The organism is Noviherbaspirillum aerium, assembly GCF_008929045.1.
In the GTDB taxonomy this organism is placed as follows: domain Bacteria; phylum Pseudomonadota; class Gammaproteobacteria; order Burkholderiales; family Burkholderiaceae_D; genus Noviherbaspirillum; species Noviherbaspirillum aerium.
In genome coordinates, this window is record NZ_VFAH01000004.1 from 291,406 (window position 1) to 307,583 (window position 16,178).

General features: G+C 56.8%; 12 protein-coding genes and 1 tRNA gene. 3 read left to right on the plus strand and 10 right to left on the minus strand.

What is annotated here, in order from left to right; all coding sequences use genetic code 11:
- Positions 1–284 precede the first annotated feature (284 nt).
- The 3 genes from FH061_RS08895 to FH061_RS08905 form a co-directional block, all read right to left on the minus strand.
- Positions 285–956, minus strand: a complete 672-nt coding sequence (locus FH061_RS08895) for a response regulator (protein WP_151635098.1) — start codon at positions 954–956, stop codon at positions 285–287.
- A gap of 670 nt (positions 957–1,626) precedes the next feature.
- Positions 1,627–2,526 carry a haloalkane dehalogenase gene (locus FH061_RS08900; protein ID WP_151635100.1) on the minus strand — a complete coding sequence of 300 codons (900 nt, stop codon included), beginning with the start codon at positions 2,524–2,526 and terminating at the stop codon, positions 1,627–1,629.
- A gap of 275 nt (positions 2,527–2,801) precedes the next feature.
- Positions 2,802–2,894 (minus strand) — tRNA-Leu (locus tag FH061_RS08905).
- 194 nt (positions 2,895–3,088) lie between these two features.
- Here FH061_RS08905 and FH061_RS08910 point away from each other — a divergent pair.
- A complete protein-coding gene (locus tag FH061_RS08910; RefSeq protein WP_151635102.1) occupies positions 3,089–3,280 on the plus strand; it encodes a hypothetical protein in 192 nt (63 codons plus the stop codon).
- A gap of 368 nt (positions 3,281–3,648) precedes the next feature.
- On the opposite strand, the gene FH061_RS08915 is transcribed toward FH061_RS08910, so the two are convergent.
- The 7 genes from FH061_RS08915 to FH061_RS08945 all read right to left on the minus strand — a co-directional run bounded on the left by FH061_RS08915 (position 3,649) and on the right by FH061_RS08945 (position 10,875).
- Entirely contained in the window at positions 3,649–3,921 is a 273-nt protein-coding gene (locus FH061_RS08915) for a DUF5985 family protein (RefSeq protein WP_151635104.1), read from the minus strand.
- A complete protein-coding gene (locus FH061_RS08920) occupies positions 3,921–4,178 on the minus strand; it encodes a DUF5985 family protein (RefSeq protein ID WP_151635106.1) in 258 nt (85 codons plus the stop codon). The genes FH061_RS08915 and FH061_RS08920 overlap by 1 nt, the downstream gene beginning before the upstream one ends.
- A 4-nt stretch (positions 4,179–4,182) precedes the next feature.
- A complete protein-coding gene (locus FH061_RS08925) occupies positions 4,183–4,608 on the minus strand; it encodes a hypothetical protein (RefSeq protein WP_225984550.1) in 426 nt (141 codons plus the stop codon).
- Positions 4,609–4,700: 92 nt separating this feature from the next.
- The gene (gene otsB / locus FH061_RS08930; protein ID WP_192804972.1) at positions 4,701–5,450 is read right to left on the minus strand and encodes a trehalose-phosphatase; all 750 of its coding nucleotides are present in this window, start codon (positions 5,448–5,450) and stop codon (positions 4,701–4,703) included.
- 29 nt (positions 5,451–5,479) lie between these two features.
- Positions 5,480–7,753, minus strand: coding sequence for an alpha,alpha-trehalose-phosphate synthase (UDP-forming) (locus FH061_RS08935; RefSeq protein WP_225984551.1), 2,274 nt, complete (start codon positions 7,751–7,753; stop codon positions 5,480–5,482).
- Positions 7,754–7,780: 27 nt separating this feature from the next.
- On the minus strand, positions 7,781–8,863 hold the full coding sequence (locus FH061_RS08940) for a mechanosensitive ion channel family protein (RefSeq protein WP_225984552.1): 1,083 nt from the start codon (positions 8,861–8,863) through the stop codon (positions 7,781–7,783).
- A gap of 995 nt (positions 8,864–9,858) precedes the next feature.
- Positions 9,859–10,875 (minus strand): LacI family DNA-binding transcriptional regulator, encoded by a 1,017-nt coding sequence (locus FH061_RS08945; protein WP_318840971.1) that lies wholly within the window; start codon positions 10,873–10,875, stop codon positions 9,859–9,861.
- A gap of 866 nt (positions 10,876–11,741) precedes the next feature.
- On the opposite strand from FH061_RS08945, the gene FH061_RS08950 reads away from it, so the two are divergent.
- Together FH061_RS08950 and FH061_RS08955 are read left to right on the plus strand one after the other, a co-directional pair.
- Entirely contained in the window at positions 11,742–13,163 is a 1,422-nt protein-coding gene (locus FH061_RS08950; protein ID WP_151635114.1) for an alanine/glycine:cation symporter family protein, read from the plus strand.
- A gap of 1,420 nt (positions 13,164–14,583) precedes the next feature.
- Complete coding sequence (locus FH061_RS08955) at positions 14,584–16,101, plus strand: BCCT family transporter (protein WP_151635116.1); 1,518 nt, start codon at positions 14,584–14,586, stop codon at positions 16,099–16,101.
- The last annotated feature ends 77 nt before the right edge of the window (positions 16,102–16,178 follow it).

Below are 16,178 nucleotides of genomic sequence, written 5' to 3' on the forward strand. Positions count from 1 at the left end.
TACTTGTGCCGGCAAAGGAAGCCCGGGATGCGAGGCGTAAAGCACATTGCCGTTGATCGTCCAGATCTGAACGATGACGTCATTCTTTTCATCGTCGATGAAATCCGGTTGCCAGTCGTCGACCATGCCCTGATCACGCAGGGAGAGCGCTGTCTGGCGCAGCTGGTAATCGAACAGGCGCTTGCTCTGCTCGAGCGTTTCGTTATACGCAAGAACTCCTATGGCACCCGCAGTTGCCATGGCGGCGAGTATCAGGAACAGAAAGAGTTGCGCGCGAAGCGAGGTCAGGAGCTGCATTTCGGCTTCGGTATGAAATACCCCACTCCCCGCACATTCTTGATAAACTCGCTGCCCAACTTTCGCCGTATCGAGTGGATATGAACCTCCAGGGCATTGCTTTCCACTTCATCGCCCCAACCATACATCCGCTCTTCCAACTGTGCTTTCGATAGAATATTTCCGGGTCGCAGCATGAGAGCCTCTACAACGGCGTACTCCTTTCCGGAAAGGTAAACCGGTTCGTCATCGCGCCAGATCTGCCTCGATGCCGGAGAGAGCCGTATGCCTTCAAGGGTGATGTCGGGTTCAGCTCTTCCGCTGCTACGGCGCAATGCCGACCTGATTCGAGCGCTCAGCTCCTCCATCTCGAATGGCTTCATGACATAGTCGTCCGCCCCTGCATCAAGACCCCTGATGCGATCGTCAACCGCGTCCCTGGCGGTAACGACGATAACAGGAACACTATTCTTCTTCTGCCGTATATTTTCAAGGATTTCCAGACCATGCTTGCCGGGCAGCCCGAGATCCAGTAGAACCAGATCGAAATGCTCGGTGGATACCGCCGTTTCCACCATTCTCCCATCGCGTACCCAGTCCACGATATAGTTGTCCCGCATGAGCGATGCCTTTACGCTTTCGCCGATCATTGCGTCGTCCTCGACGAGTAATACCCGCATAGTGGTCTCCACGGCATTCATATGAAACTGTAGCTTTTCGCCCATCTCGAATATTGGAGCTTTTTCCTACATCCAATGTTCCTTTCATTTGTTCCATCAGGCTGGAGCGATTGACACACTGGCCTTTCTCCAACGCCAGGTCACCATGCGCGACTACGGCGCCGTGGGCCTTATAGAGTTTCAATTTCATCTGGCCAACGGATAGACGCGAAGCTTCTTTTTTGCAAGGATTGCTTGATCGCAGCCAGGTAACGAACTTGGTCCTGAGCATACTTTTATTTTCGTAATGCTTTATTAAGCGAGGCTTAAGAGTGTCGGGAAATATATCGCTGGAAATCAAAGGTTCTACGTTCCGTTGTCGGCAAAGCTGTGAAACTTGAAATTTTATCCCTGCGCTTTACAGCGTTTTCCATTCGACCGGCTTGACGATGCCGGAACAGTGGTCGCCGGTATTGCATCTTGCAGGAATGCCGAGTCCTGCTTGCCCACAGCGGGAGGCCGAGTTCGCCATGTCGCCTGACCACGCCTTCGCGCACAGAAAAATTTTCTCGGCCTTGCCCGGACTGTGCTTGATAAACTGCTGTTCGGTCCGGAGACGGATCCGCGCCTTTGGCGCTTATCAAACACGGCCTTCCTATTGCGCAGTGGCGTATCCGGTGTCCGTGTGGATTCAGAGTACCTTGATTGCCTGCTCTGCGATTTCCTGGCCGTGCTCCTGTACAAAGTGCCCCCCTTCGGCGACTTCGTACGGAACAGGGCAATTTCGGATGTGCCGGCGCACTTCCGTCATGATGGCCGGACCGAGCACGGGGTCTTTCATGCCTATGGCCATGAAGGTCTTGCCCGTCCACTCTGTCGACCACCACTCGCGAGCGCGCCGCGATAGGGCTGCGCCTTCCGCGTCGGGATGGTCCGGTACCAGGTTCGGGAAGCGGCGCACGCCGGCCTTGAATTCGATGCCGGGAAACGGCGCATCATAGGCTGCGATTTCGGCCGCGGACAATTGCGGATTGCTGCGTCCCATCAGCTTGCCGACGGCCATGTCGGGATTCGCGTTGCTCCATGCTCTCCAGTCCAGGAAACCTTTGCCAAGAGGCATGTCTCCCGTCGCAAAGCTGGTATTCATGACCAGAAGACCGGTGAAGCGTTCGGGCATGTCCATTGGCAGCGTAAGCCCAAGCAGCCCTCCCCAGTCCTGCACAACGAGGACGATATTGCGCAGGTCCAGACGTTCGACGAACGCCTTGAGCATGTCGCGATGAAAAGCAAAGGTATAGATTGCGTCCTCGGCCGGCTTGTCGCTCTTGCCGAAGCCAAGCAGATCGGGCGCGATGCAGCGATGTCCTGCTGCCGTAAAGACAGGCAGCATCTTGCGGTACAGGTAGCTCCAGGTAGGCTGCCCATGCAGGCACAAGAAGACTTTTTGCCCCGGTTGCGGTGCCTGGCTGCTCTCATCGAGATAATGAACCCGCATGCCCTCATATCCAATGAGGTCGTCCAGGTAGTGAGGTGAAAAAGGATAGTCTGGCAAGTTGCTGAATCGATCCTCGGGCGTGCGCAATATGCTCATCGACATCTCCTATGTTTTTATTAAAGTATTGAAAACCGATGAGGAATGCTAGCGCAAATTCCAGGATGCCGCCCGTTGCATGCGGCGGGCACGACTATCCTTGCAGAAGGCGATACCAGCCAATAAGCAAAAACCTATAGCAGGTAGAAAATGAGGACAACGCTTGGTCGCGTTACGGGATGAGATGAAATGGAACCACCACGACTATTGCCTGATACCGGCTTTCCGGGATCAGTGCTTGCGGTGTCGGTCAGGACTTCGCAGGAAATTCTTATTGGTGCCCGAGACCGGAATCGAACCGGTACGCCCCCTCTCGGGTAAGCGGCGGATTTTAAGTCCGCTGTGTCTACCAATTTCACCACTCGGGCAAGGCAGATGACCTCCGCCGATAAAAAGCGCACAGGGCACTTTCAGTAAACCGGAACGGGGTCAGGATGGGACCGGCGCTAGCGGCTTGGGACCATTCTATCCTTTAAAATCAAAGGGCTAGCTACCTTAGCTTCGATGCACCAAATGTCTTGTGCCTGTTGCGACAAAGCAGCGCGAATTTTAGCATGGCGACATGATTTTTTGGAATACCGGCGTCCTGCCGTTGCAGCCGCTATACGAACCGACAATTGCAGTCATCGCGACACAGGTTCTCAAATCCGCTGCTCAACCGTCTTGCTTTCCGTGCTGGTCGCTTTGCCTGCGCAGCTTAGGCCTGCAGATGGAAGCGCCTCTGCCATTCATCGTCGGCACGGTGGCTAAATGAATAACCGCCGCGTATGGAGGTGAGGTAGGAAGTCACTTATCTTCGGCGAAAAAAGTTCAGCGCTGGATATACCAGGATACGCCATGACGTGTTTGGCAAACAAACGCGTCCGGCATGGTCTGGCACCCGCAAATTGTTGCTATACAAGATAATGAAAAGCAACGCCGTCCCGAGATGCAGAGAAGTCCCCAGATGAAAACTGCCTACTGCCAAAGTTGCCACAAGCCGCGAAGCATGCTGCGGAGCGCCAGATTCCCGGCTACCAGCATGCGCAAGCCAAGCCGCAGATCCGCTTTCTGATTGCCCGGGTACGCCGCGCCGGGGAGCAACTGATAAGGGATGATCATGGCCGTGGCTTACGAAGATGATCAGCCCCGCTTCTTGCCGCCCCTATTCTTAAGCCATATGCCCGCAAGGATGAGCGTATAGGACACTAGTCGAAGCACATAGATGGAATAATTCTCCGTGGTCGCGCTCATTCGCAATATGCCGCCCAGAAGCAGCCTGTTCGCGCCTTCGACAATGAAGGCCAACGCAAAGTACATGAACAGCCGATCACCCGTGCTTTTCCAGAAGCGAAGGAAGAAAAGCGCTGCGATGAAGGATCCCATCGCTATCGCTCCAATCAGGATCTCGTCCATTAGTCTTCCTCCCAGATCAAGCCGTACAGCAAGGGCATCAATGCGACCAAAGCACACACGAGGCGCCAGGTGGTCAGGTTCACAGTGGGAAATACAATGCGGTCGAATACGACCAATGCATTATTGATAAAGAGGATGGAAAACGATAAGCCGCTCCAAAGCAGGATACGGTGCCGGAATATCGCGTAACTGCGGAACAGCAGCACTGCGCACAGGAGGCTGGTCAACGCGCACATTGTGTAGATCAAAGCAGCCATGACATTAATCCTTCCTTAACTTGAATGCATCGGCGAACTGCTGTGCCTTTCTGTTTGTTTTCGCGTGGATCAGATTGCTGATTCCAACCAGATTGCTGGCATAGGCCATCTTCACCTCGGCAACCAGTTCCTTGATGTCGTCTGAGCGCGGGTGGTAATAAACGACGCCCGGAGCCTCTTCCGCAGCAAAGCCTGCTGCGTGCAACTCTGCAAGAACGGCCGCGCCGGCGCGCTCGGACAGGTACAGACGCCGCGCCAGGGCATTGGCATCCCATCTCGCTTGCGGCATGGCCTGCAGCAGCAGCAAGGCCTCCAGAAAGGGAACGGAAGGAATCGACGTCAGCACAAACCGCCTTACGGCGTCTGGAATTTCATCAGAAATCATTACTTGCTCATCATGCGGAGGAAGGTATCCTGTGCCAAACAGCAAAGTCCCTTCGCACCGAAATTGTCTTGAGAATGCCCATTGCCGGATGTATCCGGATGTCTGGCGGCATCCGAATTGCTTCTCGTGCGCCGGATTCAGGCCTGGAGCAATTGTTCGCTCAGGCGTTTGAGGAGCATGTCAAGGAATGCGGCCATTTCCGATATGTCGGAAAGGTGGAATTCGGCAGCCGTAGCCGGGCCTTCGCCAACGCGGATCGTAAGAAGGTCCTTATGCGGAAGGCTGAATACCGCCTCATCGGTCACATCGTCTCCGACATAAATAGCAGCCGGTGCCCGGGTCGCTTCACGCAGCTGAAGCAATGCGTCGCCCTTGTCAGGCGCTTCCCGCGGCAAAATATTGAAGACGAATTTTCCGTCGACGACTTTGGCGGCTGGCGCTGTTCTTTCAATCAGCCGGAGCAGGCTTGCCTTTGTTGATGCGGCGTTCCTGGCCTGTCGATAATGGATCGATACGGAGTAGGTCTTGTCTTCGACCCACACTGCCGGATCATAGACCCCGCTGTCCAAGGCCGACTGCAGATCGCGCACCCAGCGTGCGCAATCGCGACGGTACTGCTTTTCTCGCTCTTCCCAGCCGGGCAATCCTTCAAGTCCGTGGTTTCCGATCACGAATTCAGGAAAGAAGTCTAGGCGAAGGCTGATGTCTTCCACGGACCGCCCGGTGATGACTGCCACCGGCGTGAATTCCGCGAGTGCGGCGAGCCTGCGCAGCAAGGACGGCGGAATGCGAGCCGCCGCCGGGTCGTCGACGATCGGCGCGATGGTGCCGTCGAAATCGAAGGCGCATAGAACACCGGGTTGAACCGATTCCAGCAGGCGTCCCATGCCGTACTCCATGAATGGCCTGGACATCATCAGATGACGCGGCGCAAGGGCGCGCGATGATGAAGATTGATCTTTTGAGTCACGCGTTCGCGCTTGCGAAGGCGCGCCGCATCCAGCAGCATATGCCCGGCCCATCGATAAACATTAAAGTCTTTCACCAGCGTTCGCATACTGCGCATCCTTTCTTTTTGTTCGGCATCCGGCATGGTTAATGCCTGATAAAGCGCTTCGGCGCTTTGTTCAATATGGTAGGGATTGACGATCAGGGCCTCGTGCAGTTCACGCGCCGCTCCGGTGAACTGGCTCAGCAGAAGAACGCCGCGTTCGTCATATCGGGATGCGATGAATTCCTTGGCCACGAGGTTCATGCCGTCGTGCAGACTGGTGACCATGCAGACATCCGCGCCCCGGTAATACCGGTTGAGCTGATAATGGTCGTGATGCTCGACCTTCAATACGATCGGAACATAGCTTCCGTCGGAGAATCGCTGATTGATGCGCAGTACGAGCGCCCGGACACGGGATTCGAAGTTCTGGTACTCCTCCAGCGACGAGCGCGTGGGCGCGGCAATCTGCACAAAGGTAAATTTGCCGACCATTGCAGGATTGAGTTCCAGCATGCGTTCAATCGCCTGAAAACGTTCGACGATGCCCTTCGTGTAGTCGAGGCGGTCCACGCCGATTCCCAGCAAGTGATCGGCATGCAATGCCAACTCCCTGCGAACATTGTTCCGGCACTCGGCGCGGCTTTCCGCGCTCGTCTCCGAGGCGCCCGGCCAGGCGATGGAGATCGGATAGTCTTCCACCTGCGTGAGCTTGCCGCCGTAGGAAATAGTGGACGCCTCCGATTCGATGCGTGTTTCAAGATAGCGGTCCACCGTCTCAAGGAAATTCTTGCGGTGGAACGGCGTATGGAAGCCAAGGATCGTGCTGCCGAGCAGGCCCGCAAGGATTTCCTCGCGCCAGGGACAGATGCCGAAGGACTCCTGGTTGGGCCAGGGAATATGCCAGAAGGTGATGATGGTTGCCCGGGGAAGCACCTCGCGAACCATGCGGGGAAGCAGCGCGAAATGATAGTCCTGCACGAGAACGACGGGATTATCCGTACGCGCCTGTGCGATCACGGCATCGGCAAAGCGCTGGTTGACCTTCACGTATTGTTCCCAGTCCGATGAGCGGAATACCGGACGCACATGGGCGATATGGCAAAGCGGCCATAAACCTTCATTTGCAAAGCCATAGTAGTAGCCCTGCTCCTCTTCCTTGGAAAGCCATACCCGGCGCAAGGTGTATTCCGGCCGGTCGGGAGGAACGGACACGCAGTCCTGATCATCCACGACGGCGCGATCACCGCTGCCGCTGCCATGCGCGATCCAGGTCCCGGAGCAGGCGCGCATCACGGCTTCGACCGCGGTGACCAGACCGCTTGCCGGGCGACTTACTTCAATGCCGTCGGCGGTCTGGCGGTGAATGTAGGGTTCCCGATTCGACACCACCAGGACTTCGTCACCGGCGAGTTCGTTGCGCAGCAGGCCGCGCAAGCGATCCGCGGTCCATGCCTGCCCGGCATCCTGATGACTCTGGCGTTCCCGGTGGTACTCGCTCAGCAGCGCCCGCAGATCAGCGACGAGCGGGCTCACCTCGGGCGACGGGCGGGAATGCGGAGCCGGCAGCAACTCGCCGCGCAACAGGCCTCGCACGCCATGAATCCAGCCCCTCCAGCTCAGATGCGCAATCGCGACGGTGATCAGCGAAATGACGATGCCCAACAGGATGAAGAAGCCGATCACGTATTTCTTGGTATCGGCACTGCGCCGCTCGATGAAGCTCATGTCATGTACCAGAACCAGCTTGCCGACCGGCTCGCCGTCTCTGCTCAGCGCACTGCGCGCGACGTGCACCGGGCCGCGCGGCAGATGCACCAGAGCTTTTGCGCCGGCAGCACCAAGTCCCTGGTTGTCCAGGCGTTCCTGACTGTGGCAACCGAGCGAAGCCGGATAGGTGGAAGTGGCATAGACCACGCGCTCGGTCTGGTCGCAGAAAGCCAGCGCATACAGGCGCTCGTCCTCTACCGCCCTGTTGAACAGCTGGTTTATCTTCGTTTTTTCCTTGGCCGGAACATAGTCGAGCAACGGGGCCTCCAATGTACTCGCCAGCACCTTTGACCTGATGTCCAAATCCCTGACAAACCAGCGCAGCGTAAGATCGTCGAGCAGGGGCACGACGACATAGGCGCACAATGCCAGTACCAATGCCAGCGGCGCTGCAAAGCGCAGCGACATTCGGGTCCAGTGAAGGTGCATGTTGGTCGCTCCCTGTAAGGCGGTCGATCAAGCCACGAGTTTTTCGGCGGCAGCCGACAGTTCTGATGCTTTCGCTGGCGGTGCCAGATGCAAGGTGCGTGTCGGATAGGCGAAAGACACATTGCGCTCGCGCAGCGCGGCAAGCAGCGCGATATTGATTTCCTGCTGGATATCCATGTATTTGTTGTAATCCGGGTCCAGTACGAAATAGACGACTTCGAATTGCAGCGCGCTGTCTCCATAACCTTTGAAATGCGCCCTGTCGAACCTGGTTTCCAGGTAATCGGCCGAGATGATTTCCATGACGGTATGGGGAATGCGTTCGATCTCCGCCAGCGGCGTCTCATAGGCGACGCCGAACTCGAACAGCACTCTTCGTTCCTGCATGCGCTTGTAATTGCGTATCCGGTTCTTGAGCAACTCGGCATTGGAAAAAATGATCTGCTCGCCGCCGAGACTGCGTAGCCTGGTGGTTTTCATTCCAACGTATTCGACGGTGCCCATGTAGGAATCAACGACGATGAAGTCACCGATGACGAATGGTTTGTCCATCGCGATGGATACGGAAGAGAATATGTCGCCGAGGATGTTTTGCACGGCAAGCGCAACAGCAATACCGCCGATACCCAGGCTCGCCATGATCGTCGTGATATTGAAACCCAGGTTATCGAGAATCACGAGGGCAGCGGTCGACCACAGCATGATGCGCCCAACCAGCCCCGCGAGCATCAGGTGCGTGGCGCCTGCGGGATCGGTCTCGCGCTGTCGAATAAAGGCGCGTTGAACGGCAACCGTGATGATCCCGTTACCCCAGAGTGCGATCTGCGAGACGAGAATGATGATCCATGCGTAGTTCAGCCAGCGGTCATGCGAGGCGCCGAGCTCTATCTGGCTTACTCCGGCCAGCAAGCCGATACCAATGAAAAACGGCATGCGGGTGCCGCTGACAAGCTGTTCGGCATACCTGAAGAATGGGAGGCGGCCTGCCTGCGCCAGGCGGCGCAATTGACGACCCACGAACGCCTTGAGCAGCAGGAGCGTGGCGACCACCGCCATGAAGACAGCGCCGGCAAAGGCGAGGTCGTAGGATACCCATGTCAAACTATTCACCGTTACTCCTATAAACATACGGCTTGGATGCAAGCATTTTCAAGATATTTGCCTTCGAAAACAGGCGGCCCGTCCTTGTTGAGGGCCGGTTCCTTTTTTCTGAAAAACCAGGGGAAACCGCGTGCGAACTTGTTCGCTTCGCGCCCGAGGAACTGATGAAAGCCTTACGCCTTCACGTGAAATCGTTGACAGCGAGGACGCCTTGTTCAAAGCAATGACGCCACAGCGTCACCGGCGGAACATTCGTACCGCGACGCAACCGCCGTTATTCGGATTTCCGCTGCGCGACTGCAATCTGTCCGGAAGACTGTACGCAGTGGCAGCGGGCATATGCACATTCCGCAGGTATGCGTACGAGCACGGAACCGACTATATCGAATTTTGCTTAGGCTTAACTTAAGACACAGGATGGGGCAGACCAGGCACAGCACATCCTGCGAGTGCGCATCGATGTCGCGCCGCGCATGGCATGCGCCGCAGCGGCTTTCTGAGGCCGCGGCATCCGCTTAAGTTGCACTTAATGTTGGCGGCGTATAGTCAACTGCAGCTTTCGTCATGTCTTCGCCGCAGCATGGCGCACAGGACTGATCCAATACAACGATGGAAACAGACTATGGCCCTTACCTTTGATAGCAATCATCTTCCGACGTGCTGCGGCATCGGCCTCGTCCCGGGCGAACCGCATACTGTCTGCCAGATCTGCCTTGCGCGATTCGATACGCAAAAGCTGTCTTTGCAGATCACGTCTCTCAGGAGCAAACGCGCCGCAGGTGCAAGAGAAGTCCGAGTGGCTTCTGCCTGAGTCCGTCGAACATAACGCATGCAGTCATCGCCTTGCCCCTCGCAACATGCGTGGATGCGTGGAAAAACGATAAATGTCATTAAACCAGCAGGCCGTTTGCAAGGCGTGACGACGCGTCGGCACAGCACCACAAGGAGCCGTAACGCGGTGTACGGCCCGTCCCGATGGCTTCCGGGCCTTTTTATTGGACTACCTAGAAAGCACAGGGACCGATGGTCTCTCCGTCAGTCATCTCCACCGGCTGACGCTCTTGCAGTTCGGTGGCCGGTTTACCGTCGATCAGGTCCAGCAGCATTCCAACAATCTTTGCCCCTGTTTGCTCCGGCGCCGGGTCGACGATGGATGTCTGAGGCTGCGCCCATTCATAATTCGACAAGCTGCCCCAAGTCACAATTGAAATATCCTGTCCCACGCGAATACCGGCGGACAGCATCGCATGCATGGCGCCCGCGCCTGCATGAGGATTGTCGACGATAACAGCCGTGGGACGCGGCGAGCGCTGCAGGAAGTTTTGCATGGCCAGATAACCGGATCGCCGGTCGCCGGCATGGGTTGCCATCAGGGCCGGATCGGCAGAAAAACCTGTATCCCCCAGATGCGCCTTGAAGGCTTCAAGCTTCTGTGCTGCCGAAGCCAGGTCGGGAGCGTCACCGATGTAGGCGATGCGTTGGTGTCCAAGCTCAAGGAGTTTCGATAACGCAAGCCGCATACCGGCATCATAGTCATAATCGAACCAGGCGTGCTTCAACCCTTCCCCGCTATGGCCCATGGCAACAAAAGGCACACCGCGCCGCGCAAGATAATCGATCCGTTCATCCTGAACTTTGCAATGCGTCACCACCAGTCCATCGACGCGATGGTTATTGACCAGGTTTTCATAGCTCTCGATCAGATGGGAATGCGAGGCGGGCGTGATGAAAAAATTCATGCCCCTGGATTCCAGCTCCTTCGCGGCGCTGGAAAGAAACCCCAGGAATTCCTGATTTTCCAGTTCCGCATTCATTACCGGGAAAATCATGCCGATCGCATTCATCCGCCCCACCGCCAAGCCGCGAGCGATGGGATTCGGCTGATATCCGAGGGCCTTGGCCGCGGCAAGCACTCTTTCCCGCGTCTTCTGGCTGACTTCCGGATAGCCGTTGAGTGCGCGGCTGGCTGTCGTTTCCGAAATATTGAGGCTTTTGGCAAAGCTTCGTAAATTCATGGTCATTACGCGTCGTTCCGCCGGCTTTCCGGCACTAAAAAGGTCTTGGAAGGCACATTGGCTCTGCCATGAAGCTGCCGCGATGCTGCCCGTCGGCATGAAATGCGGTGGGAAGGCATTCAAAAACCACCTGCCGCATTGAGGCGACTTCTGTCACAGCCATGGCTTGTGCGTGCGAAGCAGTAAATGTAACAAAAACATCTCAACAATGTAGTCACTATAATGGAAATTGCTTAAGCGCAACTTAAGTTGGCATGCCCAGTTTTCCGGCCGTCCGGACCCCGTGATGTCATTTCGGTGCTGGCGGCGAGTTCCCTTGCGAGGGCCGTTCCTGATCTGCCGGGTTTGGCTTTTCCGGGCTGCGCGCCTGCAGTTCGGTCGAACTCCTTCCGATCTCATCTGTTTTTCCAGAGGAAGGGAGCCGATTGCCAATCCTTTGCCTATGCATCCGGCCCGAAAATAGGTTCGGCCGGATCCCCTCACCCCAGCCCTCTCCCAGAGGTAGAGGGTGGGATCATCGGCCCGGAAAATGAAACACTTTCCAGGCCGAATCAATAATGACCCGCCTTTATTTTTGCCTTCCCGGTTTTGCCGTGCCTCTTGATGGAAATACAGCGTTCCATGGCCTGCCCACGCTTCATCCGGGAGTGCAAACAGACGCCAAAAGGCTTGATCGAGAAAAGGGACACGCAGCGCCCCCGAGAGCATCGACACAGCAATATCCGTCCTCGCTATCGATCTATGTCTAGTGATTGAACCCGGCAAAACTTTATAAGTCGGAACGGAGTGAGATTTGCCCAGATTCATCTTGATGACAGCACGGGGGCAAGGGGAAGCTGCAGATACGGCGTATTTCAATGGGAGGATTCGCAATGGATGCTGTGATCGATTTCATCAACAAGATCATCTGGGACTACATCCTTATCTACGGCTTGCTTGCGGTCGGGCTTTTCTTCACCATCCGACTAGGCTTTGTCCAGTTCAGGCTGTTTCCCGAGATGTTTCGCACGGTATTGGGAAGCGGCGAAAAAGATCGCGCCGGCATTACCCCTTTTCAGGCCCTGTGCACCAGCCTCGCCTCGCGTGTCGGCACCGGGAACATCGCCGGCGTTGCGGTTGCCCTCTATCTCGGCGGTCCTGGTGCCGTATTCTGGATGTGGATGGTTGCCTTGCTCGGCATGGCCACAGCGTATGCCGAATCGACGTTGGCCCAGCTGTACAAGATACGCAATGAGAATGGCGAATACCGGGGCGGCCCCGCCTTTTACATGGCCAAAGGTCTGAACGCGCCTTGGGCCGGCGCGCTGTTTTCCGTGTCACTGATACTTGCTTTCGGACTGGTCTTCAATGCCGTCCAGGCCAATTCAATTGCCGATGCCGTCGAAGGCGCCTTTGACATTCCCAAGCTGTGGGTCGGCATCGGGCTTGCCGTCGCGACAGCTGCTGTCATCTTCGGCGGCATTCGCCAGGTGGCTCGCGTATCACAGGTGGTCGTGCCCTTCATGGCAGTGTCCTACCTGCTGACGTCGCTCTACGTGATTCTCACCCATATCACGGAGGTTCCCGCGATCTTCACGCAAATCGTCAGTAGCGCCTTCGGCCTCGATGCGGCGGCCGGAGGAGTAGCCGGGGCGATGCTCAACGGTGTCAAGCGCGGGCTGTTTTCCAATGAAGCCGGCATGGGCTCTGCCCCCAACATCGCCGCCGTGGCAACACCGGATCCTCATCATCCTTCATCGCAGGGCTTGGTTCAGGCGCTTGGCGTGTTCATCGACACGCTGCTCATCTGTACCGCAACGGCACTGATGATCCTGTTGTCAGGGGCGCTGGTGCCCGGCTCGGACGTCACAGGCACCCCGCTCACCCAGGCCGCGATGCGCGTCCACTTCGGAAGCGCGGGAGAATACTTCGTAGCCATCGCGATCCTGTTCTTCGCCTTTACTTCCATCATCGGCAATTACACCTACGCGGAAAACGCCATGACTTTCCTTGGCGTCGGCGGTCGAGCCGGCATCATGCTGTTGCGGCTTGGCGTCGTGCTGATGGTGATATGGGGCGCTTACGAAAGCGTCACCACTGTCTTCAACGCTGCAGACGCGTCGATGGGAATCATGGCAACCATCAATATCGTCGCCATCACCTTGTTGTCCGGAACGGTGTTCAAGCTGACACGCGACTATCAGGCACAGCGCAAGACATCGCGCAAACCCGTTTTTCATGTCCAAGATTATCCGGAGCTTGCATCGAAGGTCGACGGCTCGATCTGGACCAGAAATGATGCAGGAGGCCGCTGATACTGTCCGTCATGCGTCCTTGCTGGTGCGGCCTTGAAACGTTGAGGCGATGCCGGCCGCCCTTGGGCTGATGCTTGAAAAAATCGGCTCATTTGCTTGCGGTGCGCAGCAAATGAGCCAAAGGGGATATCTTCCCAAGAAAGGAACAACTCATCATTCGTACAGGTCCATCAGCTTGACATCAGTTTGACAATGACAACAACCGGAACGGAGTCTGACTGAACGATGAGACGGATTGTGAACCAGTAGCCTTATAGGAGCCTTAATCTGCATGCCGGACTCGCGCTCATCATCCGCGGCCAGGAACAGCGCGGCATATACCAGTCCCTGCTGATTGCAGCTGTCACAGTCGCCGGGAATCAGGCTCAAGCGGTTCGAAGGCAGTCTGCCCGGTATGCACTGATGGCTACAAGGTTGCGCAGAGTCGCTTTGCGTGCATTGCGGGTTATGGGGGACAGTCGCCCGATTTCCCTGTTCTCAATTGCTTGGAAGCACACCTGGGTTGAAAATTTAAGATTCACATAAGCTGAAGACGTTACAGTCGCGCCTTGCTTTTCAATAAAGATCAAGAATATGGTGTGTAATCGATCCCCAAGGCACTTCGCAACTTTGCGCTCTGGCCGCCTGCCCTTGTCGCAAAGCCGCGGCGCATGCAGGCATTGCGCAGTCCATTGACCGCCGGCTCGCATGTAGCCGCAAGTGGACACATTGGTCCAGTTCGTGTTTCCTTGCTGACGCTGCAGCCGGCAAGCGTGTTTCAGCCAAGGTACATGCGGCATCCGCAGTACCGGACCTGTCCGCATGCAGGGTTTCATATCACGTCGTTCATTGCTGATTGACGCATTGAATAATTCGGCTTCCTGTTTCGATATTCCCGTCTTGCCGCTCTTCCTCCTTTCGACGATCCAGCAGGCAGGCCTATCCGGTTAGGCGGTATCTGCTCAACATCGCGAGCGCTCAGAAGTGGCGTCGAGGAGCAGGTGCGCATGCGTGCGGACTGTACGGACGTACGCTGAGAATCACAGGCCAGGAGCCGGACCGTGCAGTAGCTTGGCAATGGCAACCCAAAGCGTATTCGGATTGACGGATCAGGAGAGGCCGAGACGATTTTCCTGCACTACCGCAGGAAAATCGTCCGGGATCATGAATACATTCAAGTTAAATGCGCTCTAACCAGCGCAGCGCACAGCATTGCGGCGCGCGGTTGAACGGATAACGGCAGCTTGCTTCGGCTCGGACTTAATGCGCTTGCGCAAATACGTCCGCGCGCCTGCGCGCGCGCACGTCGAGGTTCTACTGCATTTTTCCGGCGCGTCTCGCCATGTTCCTCATTGGCTGGCATTCACTACGCCTATTCTGTGCAGCCTGGCAGAGGAGTCGGTCGATGCCTTTTCGCATCTTTCCAATCTCAACCAATACTATGCAACAACTCATTTCCATCGCATTGATTCTTACGATTGTCGTATGGGGCATTTTCTCGCCGGCCTCGCTGGCCATGGTGTTCGACACGGCGCTGGCTTCCATCACAAAGAACTTCGGCTGGCTCTACCTGTGGGTAGTTCTCGCCCTCGTCGTCTTTGCGGTCTATCTCGCATTCAGCCGGTATGGCAATCTGAAACTTGGCAGCGACGAAGACGAGCCGGAGTTTTCCTTGGGCAGCTGGCTCGCCATGCTATTCGCGGCCGGCATGGGAATCGGCCTCGTTTTCTGGGGCGTGGCCGAACCTGTGTCGCATTACATCGCGGCGCCGCCCGGACTTTCATCGGCGACTCCCGAGGCCGCCAATGCCGCAATGCGCTACAGCTTCTTCCACTGGGGCATTCATCCATGGGCGGTCTACAGCATCGTTGCGCTTGCCATCGCCTTCTTTCAATATCGGCGCCAGCGCCCGGCGCTGGTGAGCGCCTCCACCAGTGCGCTGCCATGGCTGCCATTACAGCGCTTGTCGGGACTATTCGACATGCTTGCCGTCATTGCGACGGCATTCGGCGTGGCGGCCTCGCTGGGCATGGGAGCGCTGCAGATCAATAGCGGCCTGCAGACAATGATGGGCCTGGAGATCAGCAAGACCGCCCAGGTCGGCATCATTGTCGTGACGACGGCGCTGTTCGTGGCTTCGGCCACGACCGGCGTAACCAGGGGTATCAAGTGGCTCTCCAACCTGAACATGCTGGTTGCCGCGGCGCTGACCATGACCGTGTTCCTGCTGGGGCCGACGGTCGCGATCATTGACACCCTCACCAACACGCTGGGAAGCTATCTCAGCGAATTCGTGCGCATGAGTCTGCGGATGACGCCGTTCAGGGACAGCAACTGGGTCGGCGGCTGGACCGTATTCTATTGGGCCTGGTGGGTCTCCTGGTCGCCGTTTGTCGGTCTCTTCATCGCAAGGGTATCGCGCGGACGCACGATCCGGGAATTCATTGTCGGAACGGTGCTGCTTCCTTCGCTGCTCGCCTTCATGTGGTTTTCGGTTTTCGGCGGAACGGCCTTGCATATGGAAATCTGGCAGGGTGTCCCCGTTGCCGAAGCAGTCAAGGGCGACGTTTCCACAGCGCTCTTTACGGTATTTGACGCGATGCCGCTGGGCGCGCTCATGTCAGCGGTCGCGACCTTTCTTGTCCTGGTGTTTTTCGTGACCTCGGGCGACTCGGCAACGCTGGTGCTTGGCATCATGAGCAGCAAGGGAAATCCAAACCCGTCCGCGAAGGTGAAGGCGGTGTGGGGAGTGCTGGTGGCGGGCATTGCAATCAGCTTGCTTCTTGCCGGCGGCATCAAGGCCGTGCAGACCGCCACCATTGTTTTTGCATTGCCTTTCACTGCCGTCATCATCCTGATGGTGGTATCCCTGTGGCGGGCAATACGGGAAGACTGGCAGGAGGAGCAGCGCAAGGAACGGGAACTGCGCCTTCGTGTGCGCGAACTGATGTCCCGGTAAGTTGAAGACCGCCGTGATGCAACTCCTGGGATGACGAACATCGGCGCATGGCAGGCCGCCGCAGGGCATGAAAAAGA

Bases quoted from the DNA above. Each gene is read 5' to 3' on its own strand.
- FH061_RS08945 (WP_318840971.1), bottom strand. From the start codon at position 10,875: ATGACCATGAATTTACGAAGCTTTGCCAAAAGCCTCAATATTTCGGAA.
- FH061_RS08920 (WP_151635106.1), bottom strand. From the start codon at position 4,178: ATGGCTGCTTTGATCTACACAATGTGCGCGTTGACCAGCCTCCTGTGC.
- FH061_RS08935 (WP_225984551.1), bottom strand. From the start codon at position 7,753: ATGCACCTTCACTGGACCCGAATGTCGCTGCGCTTTGCAGCGCCGCTG.
- FH061_RS08955 (WP_151635116.1), top strand. From the start codon at position 14,584: ATGCAACAACTCATTTCCATCGCATTGATTCTTACGATTGTCGTATGG.
- FH061_RS08895 (WP_151635098.1), bottom strand. From the start codon at position 956: ATGCGGGTATTACTCGTCGAGGACGACGCAATGATCGGCGAAAGCGTA.
- FH061_RS08910 (WP_151635102.1), top strand. From the start codon at position 3,089: ATGATTTTTTGGAATACCGGCGTCCTGCCGTTGCAGCCGCTATACGAA.
- FH061_RS08915 (WP_151635104.1), bottom strand. From the start codon at position 3,921: ATGGACGAGATCCTGATTGGAGCGATAGCGATGGGATCCTTCATCGCA.
- FH061_RS08950 (WP_151635114.1), top strand. From the start codon at position 11,742: ATGGATGCTGTGATCGATTTCATCAACAAGATCATCTGGGACTACATC.
- FH061_RS08900 (WP_151635100.1), bottom strand. From the start codon at position 2,526: ATGAGCATATTGCGCACGCCCGAGGATCGATTCAGCAACTTGCCAGAC.
- otsB (WP_192804972.1), bottom strand. From the start codon at position 5,450: ATGGGACGCCTGCTGGAATCGGTTCAACCCGGTGTTCTATGCGCCTTC.